Origin of the sequence: Cohnella endophytica (assembly GCF_003628305.1) — a bacterium.
Taxonomy (GTDB): Bacteria; Bacillota; Bacilli; order Paenibacillales; family Paenibacillaceae; genus Cohnella; species Cohnella endophytica.
In genome coordinates this window covers 534,327-549,544 of the sequence record NZ_RBZM01000005.1, presented here as the reverse complement: position 1 = coordinate 549,544, position 15,218 = coordinate 534,327, and the positions used below count along the sequence as shown (strand labels likewise).

The 15,218-nt window shown below is 53.4% G+C and carries 15 protein-coding genes; 5 read left to right on the top strand and 10 right to left on the bottom strand.

The features are described 5' to 3' along the window. The first annotated feature begins 125 nt into the window (after positions 1-125). From D7Z26_RS12560 to D7Z26_RS12540, 5 genes are all read left to right on the top strand, one after another. A complete protein-coding gene (locus D7Z26_RS12560; RefSeq protein WP_120977303.1) occupies positions 126-1,493 on the top strand; it encodes a YheC/YheD family endospore coat-associated protein in 1,368 nt (455 codons plus the stop codon). Then, positions 1,468-2,736, top strand: a complete 1,269-nt coding sequence (locus D7Z26_RS12555) for a YheC/YheD family endospore coat-associated protein (protein WP_120977302.1) — start codon at positions 1,468-1,470, stop codon at positions 2,734-2,736. The genes D7Z26_RS12560 and D7Z26_RS12555 overlap by 26 nt, the downstream gene beginning before the upstream one ends. After that, positions 2,717-4,096 (top strand): YheC/YheD family endospore coat-associated protein, encoded by a 1,380-nt coding sequence (locus tag D7Z26_RS12550; protein ID WP_120977301.1) that lies wholly within the window; start codon positions 2,717-2,719, stop codon positions 4,094-4,096. The genes D7Z26_RS12555 and D7Z26_RS12550 overlap by 20 nt, the downstream gene beginning before the upstream one ends. Beyond that, complete coding sequence (locus D7Z26_RS12545; RefSeq protein WP_325050452.1) at positions 4,093-5,268, top strand: YheC/YheD family endospore coat-associated protein; 1,176 nt, start codon at positions 4,093-4,095, stop codon at positions 5,266-5,268. Before D7Z26_RS12550 ends, D7Z26_RS12545 begins: the two co-directional genes overlap by 4 nt. A 67-nt stretch (positions 5,269-5,335) precedes the next feature. Continuing rightward, complete coding sequence (locus tag D7Z26_RS12540) at positions 5,336-6,550, top strand: YheC/YheD family endospore coat-associated protein (protein WP_120977300.1); 1,215 nt, start codon at positions 5,336-5,338, stop codon at positions 6,548-6,550. Positions 6,551-6,615: 65 nt separating this feature from the next. Here the strand turns inward: D7Z26_RS12540 and D7Z26_RS12535 are convergent, their stop codons facing one another. The 10 genes from D7Z26_RS12535 to ytvI all read right to left on the bottom strand — a co-directional run bounded on the left by D7Z26_RS12535 (position 6,616) and on the right by ytvI (position 15,217). Beyond that, positions 6,616-7,305 (bottom strand): HAD family hydrolase, encoded by a 690-nt coding sequence (locus D7Z26_RS12535; protein ID WP_120977299.1) that lies wholly within the window; start codon positions 7,303-7,305, stop codon positions 6,616-6,618. A 132-nt stretch (positions 7,306-7,437) separates the two neighbouring features. After that, a complete protein-coding gene (locus D7Z26_RS12530; protein ID WP_120977298.1) occupies positions 7,438-8,175 on the bottom strand; it encodes a YheC/YheD family protein in 738 nt (245 codons plus the stop codon). A gap of 96 nt (positions 8,176-8,271) precedes the next feature. After that, on the bottom strand, positions 8,272-8,850 hold the full coding sequence (locus D7Z26_RS12525) for a phosphatase PAP2 family protein (protein ID WP_120977297.1): 579 nt from the start codon (positions 8,848-8,850) through the stop codon (positions 8,272-8,274). A gap of 98 nt (positions 8,851-8,948) precedes the next feature. Continuing rightward, on the bottom strand, positions 8,949-10,541 hold the full coding sequence (locus tag D7Z26_RS12520) for a sensor domain-containing diguanylate cyclase (RefSeq protein WP_120977296.1): 1,593 nt from the start codon (positions 10,539-10,541) through the stop codon (positions 8,949-8,951). A 155-nt stretch (positions 10,542-10,696) separates the two neighbouring features. After that, positions 10,697-12,118: a flotillin family protein gene (locus D7Z26_RS12515; RefSeq protein WP_120977295.1), complete on the bottom strand. Its 1,422-nt coding sequence runs from the start codon at positions 12,116-12,118 to the stop codon at positions 10,697-10,699. A 31-nt stretch (positions 12,119-12,149) separates the two neighbouring features. Further along, positions 12,150-12,650, bottom strand: a complete 501-nt coding sequence (locus D7Z26_RS12510) for a hypothetical protein (protein ID WP_120977294.1) — start codon at positions 12,648-12,650, stop codon at positions 12,150-12,152. Between the two features lie 236 nt (positions 12,651-12,886). Further along, complete coding sequence (locus tag D7Z26_RS12505) at positions 12,887-13,456, bottom strand: manganese catalase family protein (RefSeq protein WP_120977293.1); 570 nt, start codon at positions 13,454-13,456, stop codon at positions 12,887-12,889. 15 nt (positions 13,457-13,471) lie between these two features. Beyond that, positions 13,472-13,798 carry a spore coat protein CotJB gene (locus tag D7Z26_RS12500; protein ID WP_120977292.1) on the bottom strand — a complete coding sequence of 109 codons (327 nt, stop codon included), beginning with the start codon at positions 13,796-13,798 and terminating at the stop codon, positions 13,472-13,474. Beyond that, a complete protein-coding gene (locus D7Z26_RS12495; RefSeq protein WP_120977291.1) occupies positions 13,791-14,024 on the bottom strand; it encodes a spore coat associated protein CotJA in 234 nt (77 codons plus the stop codon). The genes D7Z26_RS12500 and D7Z26_RS12495 overlap by 8 nt, the downstream gene beginning before the upstream one ends. 158 nt (positions 14,025-14,182) lie before the next feature. Beyond that, positions 14,183-15,217: a sporulation integral membrane protein YtvI gene (gene ytvI / locus D7Z26_RS12490; RefSeq protein WP_120977290.1), complete on the bottom strand. Its 1,035-nt coding sequence runs from the start codon at positions 15,215-15,217 to the stop codon at positions 14,183-14,185. Position 15,218: the final 1 nt, after the last annotated feature.

Here is a 15,218-nt window from a genome sequence, read left to right as displayed (position 1 = left end):
TACGATTAGGTCAATCACCGATAGATAGATGTCCTCATATGATGGTGTATTCTCGCTAGCCCCCGGGAAGGAAGCCTAGGAGAGCCTTCGCCACGACATACGCAAAGGTGGAAGGAGAACGAAACATGTCCACCCCGAAAATCGACGTCCAGGTCATCAGTTCAGGCGTACTGTCCGACGACGTCCTGATGCTGGGGGAATCCCTGATGAAGCAGTGGAAAATACCTGCCCAGCAGCATCTTGCCTTACAGTTCGGCTCGTTCCGTCACTCCGTCACCATCGTTCCCGTCCCTCGGTACGCAGGCATGCGCATTAGCCAGACGCTAGCCAGGCGCATGGGTATCTTCTCCGGTATGCCGCTCCGCATTCGGTACCAATCGGCCAGCAGGACGCTAGCGCTAGGTCCGTTGATCGGCGTATTGATCAGCCGGGATAACCCCGTGCAATCGGAGAAACCGTTCGGCGACATTACGATGTTCTGTCGTGAACTCACCGACGCATGCCGAGCACAAGGCGCCTACGTGTATTTTTTTACGCCGAACGCGATCGGATCCAACTTATCGACCGCGGAAGGATGGATATACACCAAAGGCTGGCACAAGATGCAGCTTCCGGCGCCCGATGTCGTGAACAACCGCCTTACGTCCCGCAAATTAGAAAATCGCCCGATCGTGCAGCAGTTCATGCGAGAGATCAAGAACCGTTACGGAGCCCACGTCTTCAACGAGAAATTTCTCGATAAGGCCGAAGTGTTCGACGCGCTGAAGAAAGATCCATCTTTGCAAAAATATTTACCCGAGTCCCATTCCTTGCAAAATTACACGATGCTCAAGAGCATGTGCGCCCGGTACGGCTCGGTTTTCTTGAAGCCGGTCAGAGGCAGTCTTGGCAAAGGCATTATTCGGCTATCCCGAATCGGTCCCGATAACTGGCAGGCTTCTTACGCTACCGTTAGCGGCACGAAACGGCAGTCGTTCAATAGCCTCGTCAAGTTGTTCTCCACGATCGCCGGCAAGATGAAAAGCGTGCGCTACTTGATCCAACAAGGTCTCAACCTCATCGAGATCGGCGGTCGTCCCGTTGATTTCCGAGCTTTAACGCAGAAAAACGCCAGCGGAAAATGGGTGATCACCTCGATCGTAAGCCGAACGGCGGATAGTCACCATTTCGTATCCAATCTTGCCAGGGGGGGAACGTTGTCCACGGTCAAGGAATCCGTCGCCAAGTCCAATCTTCCCGTCCAGTTTCGGGGAGACGCTTCCTCGCGCCTGTCAAGAGCGGCTCTGGACATCGCCAAGGGGGTCGACGCGCACATTCCGGCGCATTTCGGAGAGCTCGGGATCGATTTGGCCCTCGACAATGCGGGTCGCGTATGGCTTCTCGAAGTAAATTCCAAACCGTCCAAAAACGACAACACACCTCTTAAGGAAGGAAGAATCCGTCCTTCGGTACGGATGATGATCCAATATGCCCGTTACATTTCCGAATTCTAAGCCGTATCGCAACGTCGGGGGCAACGACGCGTTAGGCATACTCGTTTACGAGCGTGACGATGATCCTCCTTTCGCGGAAAGCTCGTTCATTCGGAGGCTCAACCAATTCGGATCCGCGAGAGGCATGCCTCTATTCGCTTTCGCTCCCTGGACTTGGGAAGAGCGGAACGGGTCCGTCAAAGGTTGGTCGTGGAACGACCGCGAGGGGCGATGGGAACCCGGCAGGAGAATGCTTCCCTCCGTCGTGTACGATCGGGCATGGCCCGAGACGGATGCCGAGAAGCTGCGCTATCGGCAAGCCGTGCGTCGGCTTCGCGAGTCCGTCAAGCTTGTGTTCTTGAACGGCAGATTGCCTAACAAAGGAAAAGTGTACGAATGTTTGGCCAAGAACCGGACGTTCTCCGCCTACATCCCCCCAACGGCCCTTTTTCGGGGATCCGCGTCCCTCTCCGATTGGCTGAGCAAGCATAGCCATGCCGCTTTCCTCAAGCCGATCGCGGGCAGCCAAGGAAGAAGGGTAGTTGCTATCGTTGTAGCCGAAGACGGGACTGTAAAGCTATCCGGCCGAAGGCAAGATAACCAGCCGTTCGAAGTCGAAGTCGCGAACGAAGCGACCGCGCTGCGCCGCATTGAACGTTGGATCGGCAGCCGTCCGTATATTATGCAGCCGTTCTTGGAATTGAAGGGCGACCATGGGGAGCCTTTCGATTTGCGCGCTTTGATGCAGAAAGGCGGAGACGGCCGTTGGTCGCTGACCGGCATCGCAGCGCGATGCGGATCTCCGGGCATGGTGACGGCTAATTTGCATGGAGGCGGCAAAGCATCGTCGGCGCGAACTATGCTTTCGCGCTTATTCGGGGATATTCGAGGCCGGGAGTTGTTTGAAGAGGCTACGAACATGTCGTACATGATCGCCGTCCGGTTGGAAAATGTCTTTGGGCGATTCGCCGAAATCGGCTTAGACTACGGAATCGACCGTAGCGGGAAGCTCTGGTTCCTGGAGGCCAACTCCAAGCCGGGACGCGCCGCCATGGTATCCGCGGGAGCGGAAGCCGCGAGAGCCGCAGCGGAACAACCGCTATCCTATGCCAGATCTATCCTGCTTCGACTTGCGACAACCGACACTCGACGATCGCCGCAGGGCAGAGGTTGCTCACTTGCGACAACCGACATGCAGCGATCGCTGCAGGGTAACGGTTACGCTACACCTGGGAGGGTAATTCATGAGTTTGACCATCTGTAACGTCCATTTCACACAGCAGCCGGAACGTATCGTTTGGTTCTCCAGTCCGCTTGCGAAGCTGCTCAAGCTGGGAGGACGTAAATCGGTTAACGTCAAGCTCGGCAAAGACATCGTCCCCGCCGCGGTGCGAACCATCAAGCGCACAGGTCACCATGTCTATCTATCTGCCGGTCTTAGGCGTTCCGTAAGAGTTCCAAAACCCGGTTACGTCTATCTAACCAACGACGAAGACGAGGATATTCAGCTTGGACCGTTGATTGGCGTATTGACGGACCATAACGGTAAGCGCTCGTCTTCGGCCCCGTTCGGAGAAAGAACCGGCTTCGTGAAGCAACTGCTTCAACTAGGGCAGAAGAAAGCTTATTTCTTCGCCTTCACGCCGCGCGATATTAATTGGCAGCAAGAAACGATCCACGGTTGGTTCGTCGACGGCGGAGGCGGTTGGACTCGTCGCGTCGTTCCGCTCCCCGATGTCGTGTACAACCGCCTTCCAAGCCGGCGCGCGGAGACCGGAACCGTCATGACAACGCTTCGCGAACGGTTCATCCGGAAACGGATACCGTTCTTTAACTGGAGCTTCTTCAATAAATCGGATGTCTATAGCATGCTCGACAAAGATACCGAAGCGCTGAAGCATTTGCCCGAATCCATCAACAATCCTTCACCCGAGAAAATCAAGGAATTGCTGGAGAAGCACCAATTTCTCTATTACAAACCGACGGCCGGCAGTCTCGGTATCGGTATTTACAGGCTCACTTTTCACCCTCGCAAAGGTTACTTCGTCCGGTATCGGCGCAATGGGGGCAACGTCTTGCTGCGGTTCAGCAACTTCAACAGCCTGATGAAAATGCTTCGTGCGCGGCATGGGGGCAATCTAAGCAGCTACGTCGTCCAGCAAGGTATCCGGCTAGTGGAAATCGAAAGTTGTCCGATCGACTTCCGGTTTCATATGCACAAGGACGGCAACAACGATTGGGTCGTCGCCGGCATCGGGGCCAAGAAGGCGGGACGAGGAAGCGTTACGACCCACATCAAGAACGGCGGCTCGCTCATGACGCCGGAGCAAGCGCTAAGCCGCACTTTCGGCGCAAAATCCGATGAAGTGCTGAAGGAAGCCAAGGAGGTCGCCATCCGTCTTTCCGAAGCGATCGAGAGAAACTATTCGCACACGCTGGGCGAGTTGGGCCTCGATATCGGGATCGACCGCGATGCCGCGGTATGGATGTTCGAAGCGAACGCAAAGCCGGGCAGATCGATCTTCAAACATCCTGCGCTGAAGGAGCAAGGAAAAGCCTCGCTAGAATATATTCTTGACCATTGCTTATATCTGAGCAAATTTCGCAGGAGGGATGAATCTTGAAATTACTTAAGCCCCCTCCTCCTCCAAAGTTCGAACCGATGGAAGCGACGACCGACAAGCCGGTCGTCGCGATTTTAACCATCGCAGACGATAGCCATTCGTTTCGCGGCAATCGCAGCAACTTCGCCGATCTGATCCAGACCGGCGAGCAAATGGGTTTCGTTACGTACGTCGTAACGACTAAACATTTGAAGCTCCATGCCTCGCGCGTATTAGGTTTTACTTATGTCACCGACGACGAGACTTGGGTGCAATCCTGGTTCCCTCGACCTCATGTCGTATATAACCGCATTCCCCTGCGGGAAGACGAACGGCTGCCCCGCGTAAGAAGGAAGTTAACCGCGTTGTCCAGGCAACCGGATATTCGCCTGTTCAATCGTCGTTTCTTCAACAAATGGTCTCTCTTCAAATGGCTGAACGAGAATAAGGCAACGAAATCGTTTATCCCCGAAACGAGAAAATTGACGGATGTTTCCGTACTGGCGAGCCTGCTGCGGAAACACAAAACACTTTACTTGAAGCCGGTTAGGGGCAAAGCGGGCGTTGGAATCATGACCGTTACGGTACAGCTAGAGAAGAGATCCCCGTATCGGCTGCAGATCCAGGAAGAGAAGGGAAGCAAAACCTACCCGTGCAGTACGATGAATCGGCTGTGGGATCGGATCGTAAAGCAATCCGACATTCTCGGAGAGCCCTACATCGCTCAGCAAGGCATTGCTCTCGCGGCAGTGAACGGCCGGCCGTTTGACCTCCGGGCGCTCGCTCAGAAAAACGGAGCAGGGAAATGGGAAATGTCCGGAATCGGCGCGCGAGTCGCCGGCGATTCGAGCATTACGACCCACGTACCGCGCGGAGGGAATATCGACGATCCGGAGAAGCTGCTCGTTTCGATCTTCGGCAAAGAGAAAACAAGCAAAGTGCTCTTGAAAGTACACAGAACCGCGCTCTCACTGGCGAAGCAAATCGAACGTTCATGCCATTATCGACTCTGCGAAATGTCCATGGACCTAGGCGTCGACATGACCGGGCATGTCTGGTTCTTCGAAGCAAATTCGAAGCCGATGAAATTCGACGAACCTCATATCCGCAATAAGTCGTTGGAACGAATATTCCAATACAGCCTTTACCTGCACCGCTTGAAGCAAACGTCCAAAGGAGGCGCGTCATCTTGACTTTGATAACGCGTTTCCGCTTCATCCTCTCGTCGCCGGCGCTCCCGTCACGGAGGCGAGACTCCCGATGACTAAGCCCGTGCTTGGCATCCTGACGCTTTATTTAAACAATTCCAAGAAACTCGAAGAACGACCGGTATACGAGAAGATGATCTCGGAGGGCAGAAAAATCGGGTTGTCCGTCTTCGTGTTTACGCCGCAAGACGTCGAAGATAACGAAGGCAAGATCCATGCGTTGATCTTCGATCCGGATGCGAAAAAATGGAGCCGGCGCTGGGTACGCTTCCCGAACGTCATCTATGACCGTTGCCGGATACAGAGAAGCGAACGGTTCCAGCAATTGCTGGCGTTCCGCAAACGTTATTCCCATCTCCAATTCCTTAACCGGCCGCTGCGCAATAAATGGACGGTCTATCGTACTTTGAGCAAGGTCGCGGCCTTTCGGCCGCATCTTCCGTTAACGAGAGCTTATCAATCCTCGGATGAAGTGGCTCAGATGCTCAAAAAATTTCCGACGGTTTATTTGAAGCCGATCAACGGAACCGGCGGTCGGGGCATCCTTCGGATCGATCGTTCGAGCGATGGGAATTTGCTGCTGCAAGGCCGCAACCATTCGCGGAGTATCGTGCAGCCACGTAACATTTCCAGGGGCAGTCTTTCATCTGCGCTCGGGAACTGGGATATGCACGGCGACAGCTATATCGTGCAGCAAGGATTAGACATCAAGCTGCCGAACGGGCGAATTCACGATTACCGCATGCTCGTGCAGAAGAACGGCTCCGGCGCCTGGGAAGTGACGGGCTGCGCCGGACGGGTCGGTCCGCTCCGTAGCATCACTTCCAATCTTCACGGCGGAGGAGTAGCCACCTCCATGAACTCGTTGCTCCGGCAGTGGATAGGCAACGAAGCTTCGATCGCCTCGGTTCGCGAAACGGCCGAAACTTTCGGAATCAACGTTGCCCATCACTTGGAAGCCACGTACGGAGCTTTATGCGAGCTTGCGCTCGACCTTGCGATCGACCGCAAAGGAAAAGTATGGCTCATCGAAGTCAATCCGAAACCGTCGAGGGAAGTGTTTAAGCAAGCGGGGGAACTCGAGGTGTATCGGAACGCCATCGTACGTCCGATCGAATACGCAATGTGGTTTTACCGACAGAAGAAAGAGGTGCGCAATCAGAGATCCGAAACGTCGGAGAACGTGGAGATGTTGAATCGACGGCAGCTCGTCGAATTAATCTCCGAGTACAGTCAATCATCCGGCCGACTGTATGCGCGTTATTAGAAACGAAATAGCCCCGAAGGTCCTGATTAGACTTTCGGGGCCAATTTAGATTGTTAACCACTTCGTTAGTTTTGCTTCAGAAGCCGAAGCAACTCCGGAAACGATTGGATAACGGCATCGGAGCCGTCCAATTCGCCATCGCGCCGGAAACCCGCGTAGTCGCACCCGACGACGAACAAGCCGTTGCGTTTGCCCGCTTCGACGTCGGACGAACGATCGCCGACCATCCAAGCGCTTTGGACGCCGTACGCGTCCAACAACCGGCGAACGAGATCGACTTTGGTCGCCGTGGCGAACTCGCCCGCGCTATACATCCCCTCGAACCAATCGCCTATGCCCTTGAGCGTCGGAACGCCTTTTACGTATTCCTCCAGACCGTTGCTGGCGATAAACAACCGGATGCCTCTCTCGCGAAGCTCCCTTAACGTCTCGATGACGCCGGGATACAAATGACCGCGTCCCGTCGCCAGCTCCTCCATCTCGTATTGCAGCAACAATACGTTCGCTCGCTCATGCGCTTCCGCCGATCCCTCCGGCATGACCCGCTTCCAAATATCCGAAAGCAGCATGCCCAGCGAACCGAGCAACGTGTCGATCGAAGGAAGCGGCAGCGTGTACAGTCCTTCCTCGCGAAGCGTCTCGAACACGCGTCGGTGAACCGTCTCCAGCAAAGTCTCGGTCTGGAATAACGTGCCGTCTAAATCGAATATGACCGCATCGGGCAAGATAGTGCCGTTTTCCTTGTTATCGTTCATGCGAGTCCCCCCGGAAGTTTTTATCCTATCCTACCTCATCATGCTCGCCGCGTAAAGAAAATCGGGTTGGATTGCCCGTCGCCGGAGCAGCAAAAAGCCCCCGAGTCGGGGGGCTTATCATGCTTGAAGCTATTAACGGCCGTAAGCTTTGGCATAACGCCGGATCTTCCTGAAAATGGACGGATCGCCAAGCTTCCTGAAAATATAGGGATCCGGCATCGTATTAACCTCGATGATCCATGGTTTCGCTGATTCGTCCAGTCCGACGTCGAGACCGATCTCGCATACTCTCGGAAATCTTCGCCTCAAAGCCTGTCCCGCTCGCATGCCCATTATTCGCAACGAACGGAGCTTCAAATCGGCTGCGCCCTTGCCCATATTGGCCGTTAACAGATTGGTCGGTGCCATTAGAGTTCCGCCGCTATGGTAATTGGTAACGATTTTGCGGGGAGCCGCGACTCTCCCGATGATACCCGTCGTCTCCCATGTTCTTCGCGGCGTCCATTGAACCATTACGCGAAGATCGAAACGGCGCCCCTTGTATTTCAACAATCGAATGCCTCGTTGAACCAAGTAATCCTTGCCTCCGGTACGTCTGCGAATCGCAGCGAATAGTTGGTCATACGTCTTGTAGGAAAGCGGCGTCAATCCGAGTTGAAACCGATATCGTCCATCGGCATGCTCGACTTTCATAACCCCGTTCCCATGGGTACCGACGTTCGGTTTAACGTACACCATGCCGTATTTCGCTAACATCGCCCCGAGACTCGATCGGTTCAAAGTAACGGTTGTAAGCACGAGAGGCTTTAACGATTTCTCTTGCAACAGCGCGGAAGTTTTTTTCCGCTTGCTCCCCACATGCTGCGGCAATTCGCATTCCTCCTGAATTCATATTGCCTCTTTCCGAATTCAGTGTATGTAAAGGCTTGTAATAGGGGGACAAAAACAGGCGATACTCTTCCAGGACTATCGCGACGCCCGATTGACAATCCGATGTTCCAAACTATGCTGATAATACCCGATTGACGCCGCCAACCACATCCCGCTGCACAAGTACCCCCCAACGACGTCGCTAGGATAGTGAACGCCCAAGTAGATTCGGCTTATCCCGATCGTCGCGGTCAGCAAACACCCGAACAATATCATCGCGAAGCGTCCGAACGGGTGTCGGATATGCTTCCAAAGCAAGAAACACAGAACCCCGTACAGGGTAAACGCGGCCATCGAATGACCGCTCGGAAAACTGAATCCGCTTGCCTCGGCAATTCGATGCAGCGTCGGGCGCTCCCTCCGGAACGCTAGCTTCAGCACCATGTTCAACAACGCGGAGCCGACGACGACGACTGTAAAAAACACAAGCTCAAGGCGATGCTTCAGAACAAAATACAAAAAAGCCATAGCGACCGCGGTAATGGCGACGACCGGAATTCCGGCGCCGATCGCCGTGAAAAACTTCATGAAACCCGTAAGCGAATTCGATTCCAAGCCCTGAACTTTCGCGATGACCCGATCGTCGAACCAAGCGATCGCATGCTCGCCGACCATAATCGCGATACCCGCGAATAGAAGTCCGCAAATTACGCTTAAGAGAAAGGAACGGGCGAATAATAATTTGACGTTTATCTTGATGCGAAACCCCTCCGTTATAGGACTTGCTCGGCTGCGACCGGAGTGCTTATCTTTTCTACTCGGTTGCGCCCGTTGCGTTTGGCCAAATAAAGCGCTTGGTCTGCCGCGCGGAAAAGTCCTTCCGCATTATCCGAGGCGTTCGGGAACAGGGCCACCCCGGCGGACACCGTAACGATATCCCCAGTGGGACTTTTCGTCTCCGACATCAGCTTGCAAATCCGCTCCGCATCCGCCAAAGCCGCTCCGATGTCCTCATTCGGCACGAGTACTACGAACTCCTCTCCGCCGAACCGGCAACAAATCCGATTATTGCTTAATTGACGCAGCATCATGCCCGACAAAAATTTGAGAACTTCGTCGCCCTTGTCATGTCCGAAAGTATCGTTGACCCGCTTAAAATGATCCAAATCCATCACGATGAGCGAAAAAGGCGTTCCTTCGGCGATCCAGCTCTTGAGAAAACGATCCATTGTCCTTCTATTGTGCAATCCGGTCAGAGGATCGGTCTGCGCTTCCAAGTATAGATTGTCCAATTGGGAACGGAAATGTCGGGTCGCCCTGCCGATTGCTTTGTGCAGTTCGTTGGCTTCGTAATTCAACCTATGAATGCGGGGCATTTCATCCCCCGCGCTATTCTTGGGCGACAATTGCGACGCGAACGTCGCCAGCTTGGATAACGGCGACGATAACATCCCGATCGCCCAATAGATTAAAGCCATGAATACAAGCAATGCGGGCAACATGTAAAGAACGAGCTTAACCACGAGCTTGCGGGATGCGGAAAGGACGATCTCCGTTGGCGTCTGGGCGACGATGCCCCACGACGCCGACTTGATATAGGCATAGCTGGCCAGCATGTCCACGCCTTTAGAATTAATTATTCTTTTAGACCCATTACGTCCTTGCAAGACCTCAATGATCGCTTCGTTACCTTTAACCTCCTCGCCGATCCGGCTATCGTCCGGATGGTACAGCAGATGGCTGGAAGAGCTCACGACATAAGCATAGGAACCACCTTCTTGATTAGGCGCGCTTCCTAGAAGCGTCTGGAAAATGTTCGTTTCGTGCAGCCGGATCGAACCGCCGATAAAGCCGATGTAATTGCCCGTTTCGTCGCGAAGAGGCTCGCTGACCATCACGATCAGCTTGTTAATCGCTGAACTGACATAAGGTTCCGATACGATCGGCCGTTGTTCATGAAGCGCTTGGACGACTCCGATGGAGTTGACTTTACTTCCTTTCTTGTTCGGGTCCATGTTGGACGCGTCTACGAGCAAGCCGTTTTTGTCGAAAATAAAGACGGCATTAAATTCGGAGTGACTGCGTTGGAAAAGCACCAGCTGTTCATGGAGATCCGGCCTTTCTAAATCGGTCGATAGAAACTGTCCCGTAACGGCAAGACTTGTTTTCATTCCTTCGAATAAATGATTCACGGTATCCGAGATTTTCTCGGCATACACCTGGTTTAATTGAAAGGTCATCCGAGTAAGCGATTGCTTCTCGCTTCGGTATGAAATAAACGAAGTTATGGTAAGCGTTGCCACAACCGTAATCAGAACGAGCGCGTTTACGATTGACCTAAGCTTGAATCCTCTATGTAGTTGCATACGCGCTCCCCTATCCGCCCGTTATTCTGAAAGCTATTCTCCATTCTATCCCGACAATTCGACGAAAATCTACTAAATCCTTGTCATTCATCAAAAAAAATAAGACTTTAGACCGACAAACAAACGGTCTAAAGTCACGATAAAGAGCATTATGACTATTTCTCGATCGGTTGATCTCTTTGAGCAAGCTTGCGAAGCCACTGGTTTAAGTCCACGCCGGTTAACGCCCCGACCGTCTCCGGCATCTTGGCCAACAGATCGGTTACGTAGCCCGTCACCTTGCCGGCGCCCCCGTTCGGTCCTCCGCCGCCGTCGACGATAACGATTTTCTCCGTCTTCGACAGCGGTTCCGCGATCGCCCTGGCAATCTCCGGAAACTTGTCGACGATCAGTTCGATAACGGCCGCTTCGCCGTATTTCCGCAACGCATCGGCGATTTTGTCTTTCGCTTCCGCTTCCGCGAGTCCTTTCAGTCTGATGACGTCGGCTTCTGCCGTACCTTCCGCTCTTTCCTTGTCCGCGTTCGCATTACCGGCTAAGCGAACCGATTCCGCTTCCGCCTTGGCCTTCGCTTCGATCTGGTAACGATCGCCTTCCGCCCGTTGCTCTTGAGCGAAACGCTCCGCTTCCGCCTGCTTCTTCACCGTCGCTACGAGTTCCCTCTCGCGGCGCTCGATCTCTTTGGCTTCCAGTTCGATCTGCTTCTCCCGCTCGATGACTTGGATTTGCATCTCCTCGGCTTTGACCGACTGCATCGAGCGGGCTTCTTGAAGCTTATAAGCTTGGTCGGCTTCCGCTTTCTTCATGTCTTGTTCTTGCTTGAAAACCGCTTTCTTGACTTCCATCGCTTTATTCGCCTCCGCGATGTTCGTCTCCGCCGTGAATTCCGCTTTTTTGCCGTCCTCCAACGCTTTGGACTTGGCGACTTGTTCGTCACGTAGCGCATTCGCCTTGGCGATCTCCGCGTCCCGCTTGACCGATGCGATCTGCGGCTGACCGAGAGCATCCAGATATCCGTTCTTATCCCTGACGTCACGGATCGTGAACGATACGATCTGCAAACCCATCTTGTTCAGATCGCTTGCGGCAACCTCCTGAACGTTCTTCGCGAACTCTTCCCGGTTCTTATAGACGTCTTCTACGGTCATCGTTCCTAGAATGGCTCTCAGGTGGCCCTCCATCGTCTGGGTGGCGATACTTTTGAGCTCCTCGTCCTGTTTACCCAAAAATTGCTCCGCCGCGGTGGATATCGATTCTTGGTCGCCCTTGATCTTGATTTGCGCCACGCCGTCGACCATGACGGGTACGCCGTGAACCGTGTATACTTCCGGCGTATGAATATCGAGAGTGTGCACTTGAAGGGACAGGAAAGAGGCATTCTGCACGACCGGCCAGACGAACGTGCCTCCCGCCTTGACGATTTTCATGCCATCGCGGGTGAGCGCCCCCGTCACGATCATGGCTTCATCCGCCTTTACCGTGCGATACCTGGAAGCGAATACGATAATTAATAAAAGAACAGCGATAATAATGCCTACCGGAATATACAACGTCGCGTCCATGTTTAACAAAACCATCCTCTCGTTTTCTCCATCTGTTGTTGTATCCTTAAAGCTTCTCCACTACGAAAGTACCTGCTAATTCGTCTACGATTCTCACTTCCGTGCCGTAAGGTATGTCTTGGTCCCCATTTCCTTTGGCTGGCGCGCTGGTTCTGGTACCTCCTTGCTCATATACGATCTCTCCCAGGCGTTTGGATTCGATCGAAGTAATCACCTTCGCTTCCAGTCCGATCATCATTTTCGCGGACAATGCCTCGCCTTTCTGCGCCGCATGCAACGGAATAACGACGAGGAACAATACGAGCGAAGATACGCCAAGCGCGGCAAGCAGGGACACGCTGGCAACGGGAATCGCGGTCCAATCGGTATTATGTAGCAGCATGTACCCGATTCCTCCGAACACGGTCAGGAACGTGGCGATGATCGTCGGCGATAAGAAGGGCAGTTCTCCCGTATGATATTCCAGTCCGAACAGATCCCCTACGATGGCCGACAATATCGCGTAGCCGACCCCGATGCCGAATAACGCGATCAATACGGTTTCCATTTTGGCATTCCCCCCCTTTCGTCGCAACTCGCTTCACCAAGTAATACGCTTTATGATATGGAAGGTTGCCCCTAATTTAGAAAAATAAATAATTCGTTCCTCGATAACGGCGAGGTCGTCATTCATGAGAACAATCAAAACAAGACGTATAAGCTTGCGGATTTAAGAAAAGGCTGAAAGTGCTCATACAAAGATAAAAACTCCCCGCCGAGGGAGTTTTCGCTCATTTGAAAGCTTCAATAAACCTTCTTCTGCTCCCTATCCGCTTTCAGCATCTCGACCGCTTCCTTGAACCGCAAGGAATGCACGATTTCCCGCTCGCGCAGGAACTTCAAGCTGTCCTGGATATCGACGTCGTCCGTGAAATCGATTAGCCACTGATAAGTCGTCCTCGCCTTCTCTTCCGCGGCGATGTCCTCGTAGAGATCGGCGATCGGATCTCCCTTAGTGGCAATGTATGCCGCGGTCCACGGCATGCCCGCCGCGTTGTTGTAGAACATCCCGCCGTCATGGTTCACGAAGTTCGCTCCGAGCCCCGCCGCCTCGAGCTGCTCGGGCGTCGCGTCCTTCGTAAGCTTATAGATCATCGTGGCGATCATCTCGAGATGCGCGAATTCCTCCGTTCCAATATCCGTCAGCAAACCGATAACCTTATCCGGTATCGAATACCGTTGGTTTAAGTAACGCAGAGCCGCCGATAGCTCGCCGTCGGCGCCGCCGTATTGCTCGACTAAGTAACGGGCCATTCGGGGGTCGCATTTGCTCACCCGCACCGGATATTGCAGCTTCTTCTCATAGATCCACATCCCCTCGCCTCCTCCTCACACTTGCCATGGCCACGGGGTTTCTACCCACTGCCACGGAAATCTGCTGAAGCTATGACCGAACTGCAGCAGCGGTCCATGCTTCATCTCGAACTCGGCCGCGATCTGTTGCCTCCGCTGCGCTAACTGATTAAACTGCTGCACCGCTTGCATATCCGTCGGATGGGTGTCCAAATACAATGTTAATTCCACCAACGCGAAATCCACCTTCTGAAGCTCTAGCAGCTCTCTGCAGTGGTCCTCGATGTTCCGCGTCGCCGGCTCCGGTTTCCTGCTTCTATCCTGACGTTCGTCGCGTTCATCGCGTTCGTTCCGTTCAGCCATTCGCCTTTCCCCCTTTAGCCATGCGTCTGGAAGGATACGGGCTGAAAAGCGCCGGCCACAATGTGCCGCGTTGCAACGCTTCCTCAAGCGTAAATTGCGGCAAGTTCATCGGTTGAAAATGAATATACTGATTCGGCGGAACGATATACCACTTTACGCGAATGGGCGGACAGGGATCGTTGGGGCTGACGAACGGCTTCCAATCTCTCCACTGGGCATCATACATGCGCTCTAACCTCCTCTGGCGCGGCGTATCGCTTAGCTCGCCGCTCACGCTTGCGTCTCCGTTTCTATCCTATGCCTTCCGGCGCCCGTTTCTTCCTGAAAACCAAAAGAAGACCAAGCAGCCGATTAACGCCGCATGGTCTAACTGATTTTAGAACGTCATTGAAACTTGATTTTGAAGTCGAACAAGCCAGCCTTGCGCATCGCCGAGAATACGATAACGACGATCGGTCCAAGGAATACGCCGACGACGCCGACGAGCTCGTACCCGACATATAAGCTGATTAGAGCGGACAGCGCCCCGATACCCACGGCGTCGCCCAATATTTTCGGCTCGACGATACGTCGAACGACCGTGATGACCAGGAACAAAATCACCAATCCAATACCGGTATACATATCTCCGAGAGCGATGCGGTATATTGCCCAGGGAATAAGAGCGGAACCGACGCCTAACACCGGTAATATATCCACGACGACGATAACCAGGGCGATCGCAAGCGGATAGCCCGTACCGATTAAGAGCAATCCGATGAAAGAGAGCAAATAAGTAATGAGACTGATGAATAATTGCGCCCGCAGAAAACCGAATACCGATTGACGAAGGCTTAGCAGCACTTGTTCGACCTGCAGCTTGGATTTTTCCTCGAACAAAGAAAGGAAAGAGTTCTTCATCATCGGCAAGCTTAACGTGAACAAGTATAAGGCAACTAGAAACACGATGAAGAAAATAAAGAAATCGGGAATTCCCGAAGCGAATCCGAACAAGATACCGGACATTTTCGCCGATAGTTGGCCTAATGCCGAAGTCATATTGGACAGCCATTGTTCGAGCTGATCGGGCACCGGATTTTCTCCATTATTGGAGTATCGCTGCGCTTGATTTAGAAGTTCGCGGATGTATGTATTCGCGCTTTCGAGCATATCGGGCAGCTTGTCGAAGAAGGTCCGCAGCTCGATGATCAGTTTCATCCCGATCAGTCCCAATAAGCCGAGCAATACGGTCGTGAACAGCGTGCTCGAGATCGTCGAAGCGGTTAGCCGATTCATTTTCGCTCTGCCCATCAGTAACAAGGTTAACGGCTCCAAGAAGATTGCCGTCACGAGCGCCAGCAAGAACGGCGCGCCGACCGTAAACAACAAGTACAAGAAAACGACGGAGGCGACCATTAAAAGCAAGGTCCGAATCGGCATA

Excerpts from the sequence above, each read along its gene's own strand:
- D7Z26_RS12560 (WP_120977303.1), top strand. The coding sequence starts at position 126 with ATGTCCACCCCGAAAATCGACGTCCAGGTCATCAGTTCAGGCGTACTG.
- D7Z26_RS12555 (WP_120977302.1), top strand. The coding sequence starts at position 1,468 with ATGCCCGTTACATTTCCGAATTCTAAGCCGTATCGCAACGTCGGGGGC.
- D7Z26_RS12550 (WP_120977301.1), top strand. The coding sequence starts at position 2,717 with ATGAGTTTGACCATCTGTAACGTCCATTTCACACAGCAGCCGGAACGT.
- D7Z26_RS12540 (WP_120977300.1), top strand. The coding sequence starts at position 5,336 with ATGACTAAGCCCGTGCTTGGCATCCTGACGCTTTATTTAAACAATTCC.
- D7Z26_RS12535 (WP_120977299.1), bottom strand. The coding sequence starts at position 7,305 with ATGAACGATAACAAGGAAAACGGCACTATCTTGCCCGATGCGGTCATA.
- D7Z26_RS12525 (WP_120977297.1), bottom strand. The coding sequence starts at position 8,850 with ATGGTCGGCGAGCATGCGATCGCTTGGTTCGACGATCGGGTCATCGCG.
- D7Z26_RS12520 (WP_120977296.1), bottom strand. The coding sequence starts at position 10,541 with ATGCAACTACATAGAGGATTCAAGCTTAGGTCAATCGTAAACGCGCTC.
- D7Z26_RS12515 (WP_120977295.1), bottom strand. The coding sequence starts at position 12,118 with ATGGTTTTGTTAAACATGGACGCGACGTTGTATATTCCGGTAGGCATT.
- D7Z26_RS12510 (WP_120977294.1), bottom strand. The coding sequence starts at position 12,650 with ATGGAAACCGTATTGATCGCGTTATTCGGCATCGGGGTCGGCTACGCG.
- D7Z26_RS12505 (WP_120977293.1), bottom strand. The coding sequence starts at position 13,456 with ATGTGGATCTATGAGAAGAAGCTGCAATATCCGGTGCGGGTGAGCAAA.
- D7Z26_RS12500 (WP_120977292.1), bottom strand. The coding sequence starts at position 13,798 with ATGGCTGAACGGAACGAACGCGATGAACGCGACGAACGTCAGGATAGA.
- D7Z26_RS12495 (WP_120977291.1), bottom strand. The coding sequence starts at position 14,024 with ATGTATGATGCCCAGTGGAGAGATTGGAAGCCGTTCGTCAGCCCCAAC.
- ytvI (WP_120977290.1), bottom strand. The coding sequence starts at position 15,217 with ATGCCGATTCGGACCTTGCTTTTAATGGTCGCCTCCGTCGTTTTCTTG.